The sequence below is a fragment of the Kitasatospora sp. NPDC018058 genome (assembly GCF_044327205.1).
In the GTDB taxonomy this organism is placed as follows: Bacteria; Actinomycetota; Actinomycetes; order Streptomycetales; family Streptomycetaceae; genus Kitasatospora.
Genome location: NZ_JBIRFA010000007.1, coordinates 256,106 through 272,377, shown reverse-complemented (window position 1 = coordinate 272,377; position 16,272 = coordinate 256,106). Strand labels below are relative to the sequence as shown.

Here is a 16,272-nt window from a genome sequence, read left to right as displayed (position 1 = left end):
GACGACCTCCTTAAGATACAGGCGTCTATCTTGATGGCCTCACAGTAGGGCGGCGAGATAAGATAGGCAAATCTATCCAATGAGGAGGTTCACATGGCCGAGCGACGACGCGGAGCCGCACTGGAGAAGGCACTCCTCGATGCGGCCTGGGAGGAACTCGCCTGCGGCGGCTACGCCCGGTTCACCATGGAAGCCGTCGTGAAGCGCGCCGGCACCAGCCCGCCCGTGCTGTACCGCCGCTGGTCCGACCGCGACCAACTCGTCCGGGCCGCCGTCACCCACGCCCTGGACCAGGCCCGGATCGACGTACCGGACACCGGCAGCCTGCGCGAGGACGTCCTCACGCTCATGCGGACGATCAACGCGACCCGCGTCCAGCTCATCACCGTGATGAACGTGCACCTGTCCAGCTACCACCAGGCGACCGGCACCACCCCGGACGAACTCCTCGACGGCGGCCCCGGAGCCGAGAAGACCGGCGACGTGATGTTCGAACGCGCCGCCGCCCGCGGCGAGATCACCCCCGAGCGCCTCACCGAACGCATCAAGTCCCTGCCGTTCGACCTGCTGCGCCACGAGATCCTGGTGACCTACGCCCCCGTGCCGGACCACGTCCTGGAGGAGATCGTCGACACGATGTTCCTCCCCCTGGTGCGCTGAACCGCCGCCGGCTGGTCGCGGCGCCTGCGCGCCGCGGACCGACGGGCCGGACTGACACACCGGGGCCGTACGGGGTCAGCCCCAGGGCGGCCGGCCCCTGCCCTCCGCCCACAGGGCGAGCGCCTGCCGGTCGACGGCGCGGATGCCGACCTGGGCGCAGAACGCGGCGGCGGGCTTGGTGAACGAGCTGGTCGTCACCACGGCGGCCAGGTCGCAGCGGTGCACGTCACGGTACGTGCCGTTGACCTTCTGGACGTCGTCCGAGCCGACGAAGGTCCGCGGCCCGTACCGCTTGGCCTGGATCAGGATCCGTTGCCCGGCGGGAGTGGTCGCCAGCACGTCCGCCGCGAGGTCCCCGGCGCCGCCGACCACCGTCACCTTCGTGCAGCCGTCCCGCCGGCACAGGTCCGCCAGCGCGTGCTCGAACGCCTTCGGGCTCATCGTCAGGAACGGCCCGATGTGCCGCAGCTGCGCCGCCCGCGCGGCCAACTCCCGCTGCCGCGCCCGCACTCGCGCGCGCAGCACCGCGACACCCACCGCCGCGACCACGGCCAGCAGCGCCGCGACCAGCAGCAGGTGATGGGCCGACCACCGCACCACCAGGGCGAGCAGAACGAGTCCGGCGACCGCCCCGGTCAGCAGCGCGTTGCCCTTGGCCTGCTGCGCCCGGCGAGCAGCGTTCGACCGGCGTCGCCTGACGGGCCTGCGAGCCACGGCATTCCCCCCTCGCGCCACGGTGTTCGTGCGAACTGTGAGCGTAGAAGCCGCTGGCGGCGAGCCGCCTGTGATCCCGGCGAACTCCGCCACCCGCGGCGCCGAGTTGTCCGGATCCCGGCGTCCGACGGCCGAACAGCCCTCACCGGGCAGGCGAGGGCGACTCGGCCGAGGCGTACAGCCGCAGGTCGCGCAGGGCCGTGGCGGTGTCCGACGGCTCGACGGGGGTGAGGACGACCTGGTCGACGGTGGTCGAAGGGCCGGTGAGGGGGATGATGCGCAGGCCGGCTCCGCCGATCCGGAAGGCGGCCAGGAGGCGGTCGCAGAGCCCGCTGTTGATCTGGTGGGGCCAGGTGAGCAGGCCGGTGGTGGAGAGTTCGGACGCGTTCAGCTCGGCCCGCCCGGCGAGGGGGGTGGGCCGCGGGTACCAGCGCCATGAACCGCTCGTTGACATCCTCCCTCGGCTAAGGCCGGGGGATTCCAACACCGGTGGGGTGTTGAGGTTCACGGGCACTCGACGACCCGGCCGAACCCCCTCAGCGGTACCAGGTGCGGATGGCCTCCGCCGTCTCGCGCACGTCGGCCTGACCGGCGCGGATGCGGGCCGCGAGGGCGACGGCCCGTTCGGGTTCGGCGGTGACGATGACGCCGGAGGCGCTGAGGTAGGCGGCGGCGACCACGGCGGCGAAGTGCTCGTTGCCGAACTCCAGGGCCGGGACGCGGATCAGTTGGTGCATCAGCGCGGCGGCGCGCTGGTGGACGGCTTCGTACACGGGGACGTCCATGACGGAGTCGGCGTGCCGGGCGACAGCGGCGGCGAGGGTGCCGTAGTCGGTGATGTCCGGGTCGACCGGCAGGCACTGGTGGGCGATGTCGAGCAGCCAGGCCCGGTCGATCCGGAGGATCATGCGGCGTCCGCCTCGGTCACGCGGACACTCCGCACGGACGGCCCGAACTCGGCCGAAAGCGCGGGCCACCGCCGCGCGCGCTCGCCGAGGGCACGGTGCACTGTGTCGTCCGGTCGCACGGTCAGCTGTTTCATGGTCGCGAGCGTAGCGAGGTGTAGCAGGCGCTACCAATGCCCGGGGGGATCCACACCCGCCCGGTGCGCCCACTGTGTCGGAATCCGCGCCGGTGCGTAAGGACCCGGCCCAGCCCGCCCGGACGGTCCGGGCGGGCTGAACTCAGCCGAGGCGGCCGCTCAGAACCACTCGGGCCGGCAGTCCCCCGCCGTCCGGTCCAGGCTGTCGAGCAGGTCGAACTGCGGTCCGGTACGCGGGAGTTCCACCCGGAAGAAGTACCGGGTGGCCTGCCGCTTGCCCTCGTGGAAGGCGTCCGCGCCGTCGCCCAGGGCGAGGTACTGCTCCAGCCAGATCCAGGCCAGCACCACGTGGCCGACGGCCTCCAGGTAGACGGAGGCGTTGGGCAGCGCGGTCGCCGGGTCCCCGGTCGACCAGAGCACGGCGGTGGTCCGCCCGATCCGGCCGGCGGCCTGCTCCAGCGCGGCGGCCAGCTCCGCCGCCTCGCCGCCGACCTCCTCGGCCCGCAGGGCGGTGGCCGCGAACGTGTCGAGGAGCAGCCTCAGCCCCGCGCCGCCGTCCATGACGACCTTGCGGCCGAGCAGGTCCAGTCCGTGGATGCCGTGGGTGCCCTCGTGGATGGGGTTGAGCCGGTTGTCGCGGTAGAACTGCTCGACGTTGTACTCACGGGTGTAGCCGTAGCCGCCGTGCACCTGGATGGCGAGGTCGTTGGCGGCCAGGCACCACTGCGAGGGCCAGCTCTTGGCGACCGGGGTCAGGACGTCCAGGAGCAGGTGGGCGCGGGCGCGGTCGGACTCCTCCTCGGCGGTGTGCTCCTCGTCCAGCAGGCGGCTGCAGTACAGGCCGAGGGCGAGGGCGCCCTCCACGTAGCTCTTCTGCGCCAGCAGCATCCGGCGCACGTCCGGGTGCTCGATGATCGGGACCTGCGGCGAGTCCGGGTCCTTGGCCGCGAGCGGACGGCCCTGGGGGCGGGTGCGGGCGTAGTCGAGGGCGTGCAGGTAGCCGGTGTAGCCGAGTGCGGTGGCGCCCTGGCCGACGCCGATGCGGGCCTCGTTCATCATGTGGAACATGTAGGCGAGCCCGTGGTGGGCCTCGCCGACCAGGTATCCCACCGCGCCCGGGGCGCCGCCCGGGGTGTGCCGTCCCTCGCCGAAGTTGAGCATCGTGTTGGTGGTGCCGCGATAGCCCATCTTGTGGTTGAGGCCGGCCGGCACCACGTCGTTGCGCTCCCCCGAAGTGCCGTCCGGCCGGACCAGGAACTTGGGCACGATGAACAGCGAGATGCCCTTCACGCCCGCCGGACCGCCGGGGATTTTCGCCAGCACCAGGTGGACGATGTTCTCGCTGAGCTCGTGGTCGCCGCCGGAGATCCACATCTTGGTGCCGGTGATCCGGTACGTGCCGTCGCCCTGCGGCACCGCCTTGGTGGTGATGTCCGCGAGCGAGGAGCCGGCCTGGGGCTCCGACAGGCACATGGTGCCGTAGAAGCGGCCTTCGACCATGGGGCGCACATAGGTGTCGATCTGCTCCGGAGTGCCGTACGCCCGGAGCAGGTTGGCGTTGCCGACGGTGAGCAGCGGGTAGGAGGCGGTGGCGATGTTGGCGGCCTGGAACCAGGCCCGGCAGGCGTTGGCGACCACGACGGGCAGCTGCTGGCCGCCGACCTCGTAGTCCATCGCGGCGCCGACCAGTCCGGCCTCGGCGAAGACCCGCAGGGCCTCCTTGACCTCCGGGATGACGTGCACCCGTTCGCCGTCGAAGCGGGGCTCCTCGGCGTCGTTCTTCTTGTTGTGGGTGGCGAAGTGCCGCGTCGCGATGGCCTCGCTGAGCTCCAGCACGGCGTCGAAGGTGTCCCGGTCGTGGTCGGCGAAGCGGGGGCGGCGGGTGAGGGCCGTGACGTCCAGCCAGTCGTGCAGCAGGAATGCGAGGTCGCGACGGGAGAGCAGCAGGGAGTCCAAGGTCATGCGTCCGTTCGGGGAGGACAACGGGGACAGGGGGAACGACAGGAGCAGGTGCGGGCATCGGGGGTCTTTCCCCGCCCGTCATGCCACCACCACACCCCGGCCGGTGTCGAGACGGGTGGACGCGGCAGCATGATGTCCGGTGCCCGCTGTCGTCCACGAGCCCGAACTCGAAAGCGAGACCGCGACCATGCTCAACGATCCCCGGAGCAGCACCGTCGACGGACTGCTGCGGCGAAGTGCCCGCCGCGCACCCGACCGCACCGCGCTGTCCTTCGCCGACCGCACCTGGACCTACCGGCAGCTCGACGACGCGGTCAGCCGCGCCGCCGGGTACCTACTGGCGCTGGGTCTGCGCCCCGGCGACCGGGTCGCGGCCTACGGACGCAACTCCGACGCCTACGCGATCGCCTTCCTCGCCTGCGCCCGGGCCGGTCTGGTGCACGTCCCGGTCAACTACGCGCTGACCGGCGAGGAGTTGAGCTATCTGCTCGGCCAGTCCGGCAGCCGGGTGGTCCTGACCGACCCGGCGCTGGCGCCGGAGGTCGACCGTGTCCGGAAGCAGCTCGACATCGCGCACGTGGTGCCGCTGCGCGGCGACGACTCCGGACTGCTCGACGCCGCGCTGCTCGACGCCGCGCTGACCGGCCCGGTGCCCGACCCGGACACCGGGGTGCGTGACACCGACCTCGCCCAGCTGCTCTACACCTCCGGCACCACCTCCCGCCCCAAGGGCGCGATGATGACCCACCGCGCGCTCACCCACCAGTACGTGTCCGCGATCCTCGCCCTCGACCTGCGCGAGGACGACCGGCCGCTGATCTGCATGCCGCTCTACCACTCGGCCGGCCTGCACGTCTTCCTGCTGCCCTACCTCGCCGTCGGCGCCTCCGTGGTGCTGATGGAGTCGCCGGACATCCCCGAGGTGCTCCGGCGGATCGAGCGCGACCGGATCGGCTCGCTCTTCCTCGCCCCGACGGTGTGGGTGCCGCTGGCCGACCACCCCGATCTCGACCGGCGCGACCTGTCCTCCCTGCGCAAGGCGCAGTACGGCGCCTCGATCATGCCGGTGACGGTGCTCGACCGACTGCGTGCCCGCCACCCCGAGGTGGGCTTCTACAACTGCTTCGGCCAGTCGGAGGTCGGGCCGCTCGCCGCGGTGCTGCGGCCCGAGGAGCACCCGGAGCGACCGTCCTCGTGCGGGCGCCCGGTGCTGTTCGTGGAGACCCGGATCGTCGACCGCGACGGGGCGGACGTGCCGCCCGGCACCCCGGGCGAAATCGTCTACCGGTCCCCGCAGTTGTGCCTCGGCTACTGGGACAGGCCGGAGGAGACCGCCGAGGCGTTCGAGGACGGCTGGTTCCACTCCGGCGACCTGGTCGTCGCCGACGAGGCCGGCTACCTCACCGTCGTCGACCGCATCAAGGACGTCATCAACACCGGCGGCGTCCTGGTGGCCTCCCGCGAGGTCGAGGACGTGGTCCACACCCACCCCGCCGTCGCCGAGGTCGCGGTGATCGGCGCACCCGACGAGAAGTGGATCGAGGCGGTCACCGCCTTCGTCGTCCTCAAGCCCGATGTCGCCGTTCCCACGGCCGCCGAGCTCATCACCCACGTCAAGGGCCGCCTGGCTCCCTTCAAGGCCCCGAAGAACGTCGTCTTCGTCGCCGACCTGCCGCGCAACCAGAGCGGCAAGCTGCTCAAGCGCGAACTCCGGGCACGGCTCTCCGTCGACTGAGCGCGCACAAGCCCCCGCCGCACCCGCGCGGCGGGGGCCGTCGCCTTCCCCCGGGCGGTGATCCGGGGCCGGCACCACCGGGAGTGCGCGGGTGTGACGGCGACGGTGAAGGTGGCCGTCGAGCGCGAGGGCGGCGTCAGGCCCGCCCGCGGGGTGGGGACCATCAGCGTCCTGGCGCCCTGACGGACGATGTCCACGGTCGAGGGCCGCCCCGATGGGAGAACCGGCCTGCCCGCAGCACCCGTCGACACCGGGGCGCCGCACTCCCGGCCCGCTCAGTGCAGGACGTCGAGGGCGTTGTCCGTGTTGTTGACGAAGTAGACCGCGTCGCGGTCCAGATCCAGGTCGAGGCCGAAGAGCGCGCCGGCGCCGGGCGGGTTGCCCTCGTTGTTGATCTGCTTGGTCGCCACCTGCTGACCGCGCTCGGTGGTCTCGACGATGTTGCCGTCGCCACCGTTGACGGTGAGGATGTCGCCCTTGGGCGTGATGGCCATCCCCAGCGGGCCGTTGAGGCTGCCGCCCGAGGTGATGACCCGCCCGATGCCGGCGCTGTCGTCCCGGGTCAGCGCGTGCGGGATCGCGGTGATCCGGCTCAGCACCGTGTCGGCGACGAAGAGGGTGCCGTCGTGGCCGAGGCCGACGCCGGTCGGGCCGACCACCAGCGCCGCCGGGTCGGTCCGCTCGGGGAAGCCGGAGCCGATCACCGTGGTGGCCACCCGCTGCGGCGGCTGGTCGCCCTCGGTGCACAGGGTGATCCGCAGGACGGTGCCCTCGTCGACCTCCGCGCCGCCGCCCGCGACCGTCCCGTTGAGCACGTTGGTCACGAACAGCTCGGTCTGCCCGCTCCCCCCGCCCCGCTTCTCGGTACTGACGGCGGTCATGTCCCAGGGCCCGTTGATGCCGCCGCCCTCGATCGTCTCGCGCACCGTGCCGTGCTTGTCGAGCACCAGCAGGCAGCCGGCCTGGGCGGTGTCGGGCATGCCGTCCGTGGTGGGGAGGCTGCCGACCACGACCCAGCCGCCGGGCAGGACGGTCAGCGCCGTGGTGAGGCCGACCCCGCCGGGGCAGGGGCCGGGCAGGTTGTTCGGGTCGATCGTGGCGAAGGTGGTCCTGGTGCCGTTCGGGCTGATCTGCACCAGCGTGGTGCCGAGGCCCTGCAGGGGGACCGAGTTGTTGAAGTTGCTGACCAGGACGTTGCCCCGGTGGAGATCACCGATGCTCTCGCGGATGGTGAACGTACCGTACGGGTTCTGGTCGCCGTTCTCGGGGACGGTGGACGCGACGAAGGACACGGTGTTCAACCGGTCCAGGAACGGCCTTTGGCCCGCCGCCCCGGCCGGGTCCGCCGCCCCGGCCGGGGACGCGACGGCCGTCAGACCGAGAGTCAGCGCGGCGGTCACCAGCGCGCTCGAACATGCCCGAAGCTTCATGTGTGTACTGCCTCCTGAAAGGCGGGCCGGACCATTCGTCCTGACCCGCGGAAGTGCTCAACGTGGCCCCCGGAACGCCACGTTAGGCACGCACCGACGCGGACCGCCTGACGACGTCGGCCAAATTGCCGATCACTCCAGGTGACGGTCGCGGGTGCTTTTCACCCGGAAAGCACCGGCAGACGGGTACGGAACGTGGTCGCCCCTGGGGTGTCGAGGACGGTGAGCGTCCCGCCGTGGATGGCGGCGATGTCACGGGCGATCGGCAGGCCGAGACCGGTGCCGCCGTCGTCCCGGCTGCGGGCGTCGTCGAGGCGGGCGAAGCGTTCGAAGATCTTCTCCCGGTCGGCCGGGTCGATCACCGGCCCGTCGTTCGCCACGTCCAGCACGGCCCCGCCGGAGGCCCGGTCGGCGGCGAGGCGGACGGTGACTCGGCGTCGGGCGTGACGCTGGGCGTTGTCGAGCAGGTTGGTCAGCAGCCGTCCGAGCCACAGCGGGTTGCCGGGCACGGTGACGGCAGTGGGCAGGTGGACGGTGACGAGGTGGGGCTCGGCTCCTCGGGCCGCGAGCGTGGTGTGCACCAGCTCCACCAGGTCGACGGGTTCACCCGGCCAGTCGTGGCCGGCCGCGTCCAGGCGGGCGAGCAGCAGCAGGTCGGCGGCGAGGGCCTGGAGGCGTTCGGTGTCCTCCAGGGCTCCGGCCACCAGGTCGCCGCGCACCTCGGGGTCCGGGTGGGCGCGGGCGACTTCCAGCTGGGTGCGCAGCACCGTCAGGGGGCTGCGCAGTTCGTGGGAGGCGTCGGCGATGAAGCGGCGCTGGCGGTGCCCGGCGGCTTCGAGGCGCCCGAGCATCGCGTTCATGGTGCCGGCCAGCCGGGCGATCTCGTCGTCGCTGCGCGGTTCGGGGACCCTGCGGTCGAGGTCCCGGTCGCCGATGGCGGCGACCTCGGCGCGGATCGCCTCGACCGGCCGCAGGGCGCGGCCGGTCGCCCGCCAGGTGAGGGCGCCGACGGTGAGCAGCAGCACGGTGCTCAGCCCGGCGAGGGCGGCGGTGGTGAGGTCCTCGGCGGCGTCGACGGTGCGCAGCGAGGCGCCGACGTGGATGGTGACCGGGCCGGTGGGGGTGACGGCGGTCAGCGTGGTCACGCGCTGGTGGTGTTCGTCGCCCAGGGCGCGCAGGTTGAAGGTGCTGCGGCCGTTCGGGTGGCCGGTGGGGGCGACCGCCGGGTGGCCGGTCAGGTTCTGGCTGGCGGCGACCACCCGGCCGTTCGCGTCGACCACCTGGATGAAGTCGGTGCCGTGGTCGAGCGGGAGCTGGCTGCCGAGCCGCCCGTCCTCGGCCGTGCGGGCGACGGCCTGGGCCTGCTCGCGGGCGCCGTCCTCGACGATCCGGGCCAGGTTGGCGCGCAGCAGCAGGACCACGGCGCCCGAGGCGACGGCGAGGACGACGGCGACGCTGAGGCAGGCGGCGAGGGTGGTGCGGGCGCGGACCGAGCGCGGCGTCAGCCGGTCGACCAGGGCCGCGAGGCGGGGGTGCCGGGCGAGGCGGGGATGTCCGTCGGGGCGGCGGTGTCCGTCGAGGCGGCGGCGCAGGGCGGCACGGACCCGGCGGATCGGGGTGCGGTCAGCCACCGTCGGCCGCCAGTCGGTAGCCGGCACCGCGCACGGTCTGCACGGCGGCCCGCCCGTACGGGGTGTCGATCTTGCGCCGCAGGGCGCTGACGTGGACCTCGACGGTGTTGGGGTCGCTGTCCGGGCCGCTGTCCCAGACCGCTTCGAGGATCTCGCGCTTGGAGACGGCCTCGCCGGCCCGCCGGGCGAGGTGGTCGAGGATGGCGAACTCGCGCGGGGTGAGGGCGATGGCCGCGCCGCCCCGGGTGCAGGTGCGGGCGGCGGAGTCCACCACCAGGTCACCCAGGACGGTGCGCCGTGGCGCCCGGCTGCCGATCCGGCGGGCGAGCGCCTTCAGCCGGGCGACCAGCACGACGAAGGAGAACGGCTTGGACAGGTAGTCGTCGGCGCCGGTGTCCAGCGCCTCGGCCTCGTCCCACTCGCCGTCCTTGGCGGTGAGCATCAGGATGCCGACGTCGCTGCCGGAGGCGCGCAGTCGCGAGCACACCCGGTAGCCGTTCAGGCCGGGCAGCATGATGTCGAGCACGACCACGTCGTAGGCGTGGTCCATGGCCTGGGCGAGGCCGGACAGGCCGTCGTGGGCGATGTCGACGGCGAACCCCTCGGCGGCCAGCCCGTGCTGCAGGGCCAGGGCCAGCCGACGTTCGTCCTCCACCACCAGTACGCGCATGCCCACCAGGGTCGCAGGTCGCCTCGGCGGGAAGCCGAAGGGGTTGACCGCTGTTGCCGTTTCCATGGGCGATTCTCGGCAATTCGGATATTTCGGCTGTTTGTCAGTGCTGTCCGATACGGCCCGGGGAGTTGTCGGTCTGGCTGGGGTTGGGGGTGTCTTGTGCGGGGGTTCGAGGCGCGTCCGGGTTTCGTGGTTCAGGCGTACCGTTTCGCGCTGGATCCGAACTCCGGGCAGGAGGCGGCTCTTCGGTCGCACTGCGGTGCGGCGCGGGCCGCCTACAACTGGGCCGTCTCATGGGTTGAGGCGTCGTGGTGGCAGCGCGAGGCGGAGACATCCTACGGAGTTCCCGAGGCTGGGTTGACGCCGTGGCGGCCGTGGTCGCTGCCCGCGTTGCGCATGGAGTTCAACCAGGCCAAGAAGACCGACCCGAGGTTCGCCGATTGGTGGGAGGAGAACTCCAAGGAGGCGTACAACACCGGGCTGGCGAACGCCGCTGCCGCGTTCGACAACTACACCAAGTCCAAGCGCGGCCAGCGCAAGGGCAAGCGCGTGGGGATGCCTCGTCGGAAGTCGAAGCACACGTCGCGGCTGGCGTGCCGGTTCACCACCGGCACCATTCGCGTCGAGGCGGACCGCAGGCATGTGACGCTCCCCCGGCTCGGGACGATCCGCACCCACGAGTCCACGCGCAAGCTTGAGCGGCGTATCGCGGGCGGCACGGTCCGCATCCTCTCAGCCACAGTGCGGCATGAGCGCGGCCGGTGGTTCGTCTCGCTCCAGGCGGAGATCAGGAAGACCGAGCACGCCACCGCACGCCCGAACGTGGCGGTGGGCGTGGACCTGGGCGTGAAGTGTCTGGCGGTGATGACGGACAGCTTGGGCGAGGTCCGGTACGAGCCCAACCCCAAACACCTCGACTGCGCTCGCAGGCGGCTTCGCCGAGCCTCGCGCCGCTGCATGTCCGAGTGTTCACCTGCGACGCCTGCGGCCTGGTCATCGACCGGGACGAGAACGCGGCCCGCAACCTCGCCGACCTCGCGTCGGCCGGCATCACGGGTACCGGAGTGGCCGGAGACCCGGACGCGCAAGCGTCGAAACCGCGTGGAGCCGACCGGAAGACCCGCACCACCCGCACCCGCCGCACGGCGAGCGCGGGGCGGGCAGGTGGCGCAGCCCTCCCCCACCAACGGGGCGAGGAGGAAGCGCGAGACCGTACTCAGGACACCGAAGCGCAACTCGCGCCCTGGTGACACCGTGACGGACCTTCCGGGCCGTAATGCCCGGATTGTTGATGTCCGACTACGAAATCAGCAACGGTCTTCAGGTCTTCAGCTGATCTTCAGCAAGGCCCGGACATCCTGTCCGTCTCGCCCGGGGACGGCCCGGGCCTGGTCGAGGAGCGGGGTGGGTGCTGTGAGCGAGCCCATGGAAGGCGCGGAGCCGCAGAAGAGCGTGGGCAGGACGCGTACGGGCCTGGGCCGGGCCGGACGCTGGGTGCGCGGCCGGTCGAAGCGCTGGGTCGTGGTCGGCGCGGCGGCGGTCGTGCTGGGCGGCGCGGTGGCCGCGGTGGCGGTGCACCACGAGCACGAGAGCCACGGCGACGGCCGGAAGTGGGCGGCGGGCGAGCACGAGCGGTACGACGGCCAGGACCAGCATGGTGGCCAGGACGAGCGTGGTGGCCAGGACCAGCGCAGCGGCCAGGACGAGCGTGGTGGCCAGGACCAGCGCAGCGGCCAGGACCAGCGCGGCGGCCGGCACGGCCACCAGGGCCGTGAGGACCGCACCGGCGGGGACAGCCGGACCGAGGCGGGCGCACCGGCGCCGCTGCCGGCCACCGACGCGGCCGCGGCCGTGGCCAAGGCCTCGGCCGCGGTCTCCGGCGGCAAGGTGGAGTCGCTGACCCCGGTCGGCGAGCAGGGCGGCGGCCGGGCCTGGCGAGCCGTGGTCCTCGGCCCCGACGGTGTGCGGCACGCGGTGACCCTGGACGGTGCCAACGGCACGATCACCGGCAACACCGTCCTCGGCGGCTGACGTGGGCGCCACGACAACCCCCCGGGCGGCCCAGCGCCGCCCGGGGGCGCCCGCGCGGCCCCTCCTGAGCAAGGTCCCGCAGGTGACGGCGGTGTTCTGGGTCGTCAAGATCCTCACCACCGGCATGGGCGAGACCACCTCCGACTACCTCGCCCGGGTCCTCGGGCCGGTGCCGGCGGTCGGCTCGGCCGGGCTGCTGCTGGCCGTCGCGCTGTTCGCCCAGGCCCGGGCCCGGCGTTACGTCCCGGCGGTGTACTGGGCGGCGGTGATCATGGTGAGCGTGTTCGGCACCATGGCCGCCGACGTCGCCCATGTCGCCCTCGGGGTGCCGTACGTCGCCTCGGCGGTGGCGTTCGCCGCGGCCCTCGCCCTGGTGTTCGCACTGTGGCGCCGGACCGAGGGGACGCTCGCGGTGGAGACCGTCGCGGGCGGCCGCCGGGAGGTCTTCTACTGGTGCGCGGTGATGGCCACCTTCGCACTCGGCACGGCCGTCGGCGACCTGACCGCGGCCACCCTGGGCTGGGGCTACCTGCCCTCCGGGCTGCTGTTCGCCGCCCTGATCGCGGTACCCGCGCTGGCCCACCGGCTCTCCGGCCTGTCGCCGGTCCTGACCTTCTGGTGGGCCTATGTGCTCACCCGCCCGCTCGGCGCCTGCTTCGCCGACTGGGCCGGCGTCAGCCGTGAGCGCGGCGGTCTGGACCTCGGCACCGGGCCGGTCAGCCTGGTGCTCGCGGTGATCATCGTGGCGGCCGTGGCGTGGCTGAGCGCCGCCGGGCGTCGGGAGACGCGAGCATCGGCCTGACCTCCGATCAGCCGTCGAGCCCGCACGGGCCCGGCTCCGAGGAAAGGCGCAGCACCCGATGAACCTCCCGTCGAGCCCTCCGGCCGTCAACCCGCCGGACGCCGGATCACTCCCCCCGGGGATCGCGTTCGTGCCGGAGCCGATCCCGGCGGGTGCGCGATGACGGCCGGCGGGCCGGGCCCGCTGCGTCCCGTGGCGCCGGCGGACCGTGGTGTGACCCGCGCCGCCCGGCGCCGGTGGCCGGTGGCCGCCGGCGCCGCGGTGCTGCTGTTCACGGCCCTGGCGGCGCTGCTGGCCAGCCAGGGCTGGGCGCCGTTCGACTTCGAGCGCTGGGCCAACGACTGGAGCGCGGCCCACCGGCCGGGCGCCGCGAGGGCGGTGGCCGTCGTGATCACCGACCTCGGCTCCGGTGTGGTTCCCTACCTCCTCGCCCTGGTCGCCGGGGCCGTCACCGTCCGGGCCATGTCCGCACCCCGGCCCCCGCGCCGGGCCGTCCCCGTGTTCCTGGCGCCGGTGCTCTGGCTGGTCGCGGGCCAGCTCGTCCGGCTGGGCCTGATGTACGCCTTCGAACGCCCCCGCCCGCCACGGGCGAACTGGGCCACCGACGCCTCCGGCTACTCCTTCCCCTCCGGGCACTCCTTCACCTCGGCGGTCTGCGCCGGACTGCTCGCCATGGCCGTCGTCCGGGCCCACCCGGCAGCGGCCCGGGCCGCCCTCGCGGGCGCCGCCCTGTTCGCGGCCCTGGTCGGCCTCAGCCGCATCTACCTCGGGGTGCACTGGCCCCTGGACGTCCTCGGCGGCTGGCTGCTCGGCTGCGCCTGGCTCGCGGTGGGCACGGCGGTCGTGCCGCCGACCCAGCGCGCGACGCCATCCACGAGCCCGTCCTCGAACCGGCCTGCCGCGTGACGCGCGGGCTCGGTGTTCGGCGGCGTCGCGGAACTGCACCGCGATCGCCCCGGCCCGTCGGGGCCGGGTGGCGCCGGGGCGAGCCGATCCTCCCGGTCACCCCGCCGACGGCTTGGTCGCGGGTTCCCTGCCGTCGTCGCGGACCCACGCTCCGACGCCGAGGCGTCCGGTGGTGCCCAGGTCGAGTTCCGGGGTGACCATCACCGGGTCCTCGCCAGGGACGGCGCGGACCCGGACGTAGGGGGCGTTCACCGGCTCGCCGGCCTCGGTGGTGTTGCGCCACACCAGGGTGGCGTGGGCGCCCTCCCCCGGGCGCAGCGCGATCTCCTGCGGCGGGGTGTCGGCGCCGGTGCCGGTCGCGATCTCGGCGCCGCCGGTCAGGATGCGCACCCCGTCGACCGGCCGGTGCTCCAGGTCGAGCAACTGCAGCTGCGGGTAGCCGTTGACGGTCACCGTGGACGTCCCGCAGTTGCGCAGGATCAGGCCGACCACCCGCAGGCCCATCGCGGCGTCGCCCTGGTCGGCGTACACCCGCAGACCCGACGTCGGACAGGGGCCGCCGGGCTGCGGGGCCTCGGCACTGGGGACGCTGCGGACCTGGGCGATCTTCAGCCGTGGTCCGGCGCCCGGCCGCTCCGGGCCGCGCCCGTCCAGGTCGATCCGCTTCTTCTCGGTGGCGCCCGGGGCGAGCCCGGCGACGGTTCCGGTGACGCTGTCCAGCGCGGCCCCGGATGCCGAGAGCCGGCTGAACAGCACGGTGACATCGGCGGGTTCGCCGCCCGAGTTGGTCACCTCGTACTCCGCGCACATCGCGTTGACGGCGGTGATCCGCACCCCGTCCCCCGCCGGCCCGTGCGTGTCCGGCACGCCGCCGGACACCGGGGCCGGCGGTGCCCCGCACGGCCCGCCGAGGCCGGACGCCGCCGGCGCCTCGGAGGGTTGGGAGCCGCAGCCCGCGAGCACGGCGGCGGTGAAGGCGACGAGCGCGGCGGCCGCGATCGGCCGACGGCTCGCCGACAACGGGGACTTCTGGAACTGACGCATCGGAGGATCCGATCACGAACCGAACCCGGACGGCTGTGAGCCCTGCCACTCGCAGTGCAACAGCCGTGCAACGCTCCTCCGTCGATCAGGCGGAGAGGATCGTGCGCAGGACGTCGCGCAGCCCGGCGTCGGCGGCCGGCGGTTGCGGGGCCCGCCAGGCGAGGTGGCCGTCCGGGCGGACCAGGAGGGCTCCGCCCGCCGGGAGGTCGAACACACCGGCCGGATCACCCGTCAGTTCCCGTAGCGCGAGAGGCAGTCCGGCGGCCGCAGCGGTCTCCGCCTGGCGCCGCCAGGCGAGGCCGTCCGGGCGGGTGAGCAGCGTGAAGCCGGGGCCGACGAGGTCCAGCGTGGACGAGGACCCGGCGAGCCGCAGATGCGGGAGACGGGTGCCGGGCGCGCCCTCGGGGTGTTCGCACTGCGGGTCGAGCGCGGGCCGCGCGGGCGCGTCGGGGGCGGGGATGACGGCGGTCGAGGCGTAGGCCGCGGTGAGCAGCAGCTCGTCGTCGATCCGGTAGCCGTCCCGGGCCCGGGAGTTGGCCAGCGAGAGGTCGATGACCTGCCGGGCGACCGGGCGGCGTTCGGCCTCGTAGCTGTCCAGCAGCGCCTCGCCCGCCGTCCCGGCGGTGACGGCGGCGAGCTTCCAGGCCAGGTTGTCCGCGTCGCCGATGCCGGTGTTCATGCCGTGGCCCCCGGTCGGGGGCGTCACATGGGCCGCGTCGCCCGCGATCAGCACCCGCGACCTGCGGTAGGTGTCGGCGAGTTGGGCGTCCATCCGCCAGGTGGTGGTGTCGCGGACGGTGACCGGCAGCTCCGGCAGGCCCGCCGCTGCCCGGACCAGGCTGGCCAACTTCCTTTGATCGTTCCGGAGTTGTTCGACGTCGTCGCACCGGGGGTCGTACCGGTACTGGTAGATCCAGTGCCGGTCGTTGTCGACGGCCAGGAAGCCGCCCCGGGGCGGGTCGATCAGGAAGTACGAGGCGCTGGCCCGGTCGGCCACCACCTCGCCGAGCGGGGCCTCGAAGCGGACGCTGAGGTAGTGGCCCAGGCCGGTCGGCCCGTCCATGGCGATCCCGGCTGCGGCGCGGACGGTGCTGGACGCGCCGTCGCAGCCGATCAGCCAGTCGGCGCGCACGGTGTGCCGTTCGCCGTTGTCGCGCTCCTCCAGGACGGCGTGAACGCCGGCGTCGCCCTCGGTGAAGGAGACCAGCCGGGTGGCGAACCGGACGCCGTCCGGGGCGAGTTCGCGGGCGCGGCGGAGCAGGACCGCCTCCAGGGCGTCCTGGGAGCAGACCAGTCCCGGCGAGGGGGTCCGCTCGACACCCTCCCCCGCGACGGATGCCACCCCGGTGCGGACGAAGTCCGGGTCGACCAGGCTGCGGCCGCGATAGAAGAAGACCTGGGAGGCGGGGAGCCCGGCCCGCCGGATCTCCTCCTCCAGGCCGCAGCGCCGGAAGATCTCCATCGAACGGGCCGACACGCCACGGGCCTTGGGGTGGGTCGAGGGGCCCGGGTGCGCCTCGACGAGCAGGTGCCGCACGCCGTACTCGGAGAGCAGGAGCGACATCGTCAGGCCGACCGGGCCGCCGCCGACGATGAGCACGGACGTCGTTGCCGGGAATCGCATGCCACTCCTCCGTAACGC

At 73.3% G+C, this 16,272-nt stretch carries 16 protein-coding genes and 1 pseudogene; 7 read left to right on the top strand and 10 right to left on the bottom strand.

Annotated features, from left to right (window positions below; all coding sequences use genetic code 11):
• The first annotated feature begins 93 nt into the window (after window positions 1-93).
• Window positions 94-660, top strand: a complete 567-nt coding sequence (locus tag ACH4E7_RS12800; RefSeq protein WP_396249063.1) for a TetR/AcrR family transcriptional regulator — start codon at window positions 94-96, stop codon at window positions 658-660.
• 75 nt (window positions 661-735) lie between these two features.
• Here ACH4E7_RS12800 and ACH4E7_RS12795 read toward each other — a convergent pair whose 3' ends face one another.
• The 5 genes from ACH4E7_RS12795 to ACH4E7_RS12775 all read right to left on the bottom strand — a co-directional run bounded on the left by ACH4E7_RS12795 (window position 736) and on the right by ACH4E7_RS12775 (window position 4,378).
• The gene (locus tag ACH4E7_RS12795) at window positions 736-1,374 is read right to left on the bottom strand and encodes a restriction endonuclease (RefSeq protein WP_396249062.1); all 639 of its coding nucleotides are present in this window, start codon (window positions 1,372-1,374) and stop codon (window positions 736-738) included.
• A gap of 142 nt (window positions 1,375-1,516) precedes the next feature.
• Window positions 1,517-1,828, bottom strand: a complete 312-nt coding sequence (locus ACH4E7_RS12790; RefSeq protein ID WP_396249061.1) for a hypothetical protein — start codon at window positions 1,826-1,828, stop codon at window positions 1,517-1,519.
• Window positions 1,829-1,910: 82 nt separating this feature from the next.
• Complete coding sequence (locus tag ACH4E7_RS12785) at window positions 1,911-2,282, bottom strand: fic family toxin-antitoxin system, toxin component (protein ID WP_396249060.1); 372 nt, start codon at window positions 2,280-2,282, stop codon at window positions 1,911-1,913.
• The gene (locus ACH4E7_RS12780; RefSeq protein ID WP_396249059.1) at window positions 2,279-2,416 is read right to left on the bottom strand and encodes a hypothetical protein; all 138 of its coding nucleotides are present in this window, start codon (window positions 2,414-2,416) and stop codon (window positions 2,279-2,281) included. The genes ACH4E7_RS12785 and ACH4E7_RS12780 overlap by 4 nt, the downstream gene beginning before the upstream one ends.
• 159 nt (window positions 2,417-2,575) lie before the next feature.
• The gene (locus ACH4E7_RS12775; RefSeq protein ID WP_396249058.1) at window positions 2,576-4,378 is read right to left on the bottom strand and encodes an acyl-CoA dehydrogenase; all 1,803 of its coding nucleotides are present in this window, start codon (window positions 4,376-4,378) and stop codon (window positions 2,576-2,578) included.
• A gap of 187 nt (window positions 4,379-4,565) precedes the next feature.
• On the opposite strand from ACH4E7_RS12775, the gene ACH4E7_RS12770 reads away from it, so the two are divergent.
• Entirely contained in the window at window positions 4,566-6,113 is a 1,548-nt protein-coding gene (locus tag ACH4E7_RS12770) for an acyl-CoA synthetase (protein WP_396249115.1), read from the top strand.
• Window positions 6,114-6,388: 275 nt separating this feature from the next.
• On the opposite strand, the gene ACH4E7_RS12765 is transcribed toward ACH4E7_RS12770, so the two are convergent.
• The 3 genes from ACH4E7_RS12765 to ACH4E7_RS12755 all read right to left on the bottom strand — a co-directional run bounded on the left by ACH4E7_RS12765 (window position 6,389) and on the right by ACH4E7_RS12755 (window position 9,844).
• A complete protein-coding gene (locus ACH4E7_RS12765; protein ID WP_396249057.1) occupies window positions 6,389-7,543 on the bottom strand; it encodes a hypothetical protein in 1,155 nt (384 codons plus the stop codon).
• A 161-nt stretch (window positions 7,544-7,704) separates the two neighbouring features.
• Complete coding sequence (locus tag ACH4E7_RS12760; RefSeq protein WP_396249056.1) at window positions 7,705-9,174, bottom strand: ATP-binding protein; 1,470 nt, start codon at window positions 9,172-9,174, stop codon at window positions 7,705-7,707.
• A complete protein-coding gene (locus tag ACH4E7_RS12755; RefSeq protein WP_396249055.1) occupies window positions 9,167-9,844 on the bottom strand; it encodes a response regulator transcription factor in 678 nt (225 codons plus the stop codon). Before ACH4E7_RS12755 ends, ACH4E7_RS12760 begins: the two co-directional genes overlap by 8 nt.
• On the opposite strand from ACH4E7_RS12755, the pseudogene ACH4E7_RS12750 reads away from it, so the two are divergent.
• From ACH4E7_RS12750 to ACH4E7_RS12730, 5 genes and pseudogenes are all read left to right on the top strand, one after another.
• Window positions 9,752-10,096, top strand: a pseudogene (locus ACH4E7_RS12750) (hypothetical protein); the annotation flags it as partial. The gene ACH4E7_RS12755 and the pseudogene ACH4E7_RS12750 overlap by 93 nt on opposite strands.
• 716 nt (window positions 10,097-10,812) lie before the next feature.
• Window positions 10,813-11,097 carry a hypothetical protein gene (locus ACH4E7_RS12745; protein WP_396249114.1) on the top strand — a complete coding sequence of 95 codons (285 nt, stop codon included), beginning with the start codon at window positions 10,813-10,815 and terminating at the stop codon, window positions 11,095-11,097.
• Window positions 11,098-11,260: 163 nt separating this feature from the next.
• Window positions 11,261-11,878, top strand: a complete 618-nt coding sequence (locus ACH4E7_RS12740) for a hypothetical protein (protein ID WP_396249116.1) — start codon at window positions 11,261-11,263, stop codon at window positions 11,876-11,878.
• A gap of 1 nt (window position 11,879) precedes the next feature.
• Entirely contained in the window at window positions 11,880-12,680 is an 801-nt protein-coding gene (locus tag ACH4E7_RS12735) for a hypothetical protein (protein WP_396249054.1), read from the top strand.
• 213 nt (window positions 12,681-12,893) lie between these two features.
• The gene (locus ACH4E7_RS12730) at window positions 12,894-13,586 is read left to right on the top strand and encodes a phosphatase PAP2 family protein (RefSeq protein WP_396249053.1); all 693 of its coding nucleotides are present in this window, start codon (window positions 12,894-12,896) and stop codon (window positions 13,584-13,586) included.
• A 96-nt stretch (window positions 13,587-13,682) separates the two neighbouring features.
• Here the strand turns inward: ACH4E7_RS12730 and ACH4E7_RS12725 are convergent, their stop codons facing one another.
• Window positions 13,683-14,630 (bottom strand): DUF4232 domain-containing protein, encoded by a 948-nt coding sequence (locus ACH4E7_RS12725; protein WP_396249052.1) that lies wholly within the window; start codon window positions 14,628-14,630, stop codon window positions 13,683-13,685.
• Between the two features lie 85 nt (window positions 14,631-14,715).
• Window positions 14,716-16,254 carry an FAD-dependent monooxygenase gene (locus ACH4E7_RS12720; protein ID WP_396249051.1) on the bottom strand — a complete coding sequence of 513 codons (1,539 nt, stop codon included), beginning with the start codon at window positions 16,252-16,254 and terminating at the stop codon, window positions 14,716-14,718.
• Window positions 16,255-16,272: the final 18 nt, after the last annotated feature.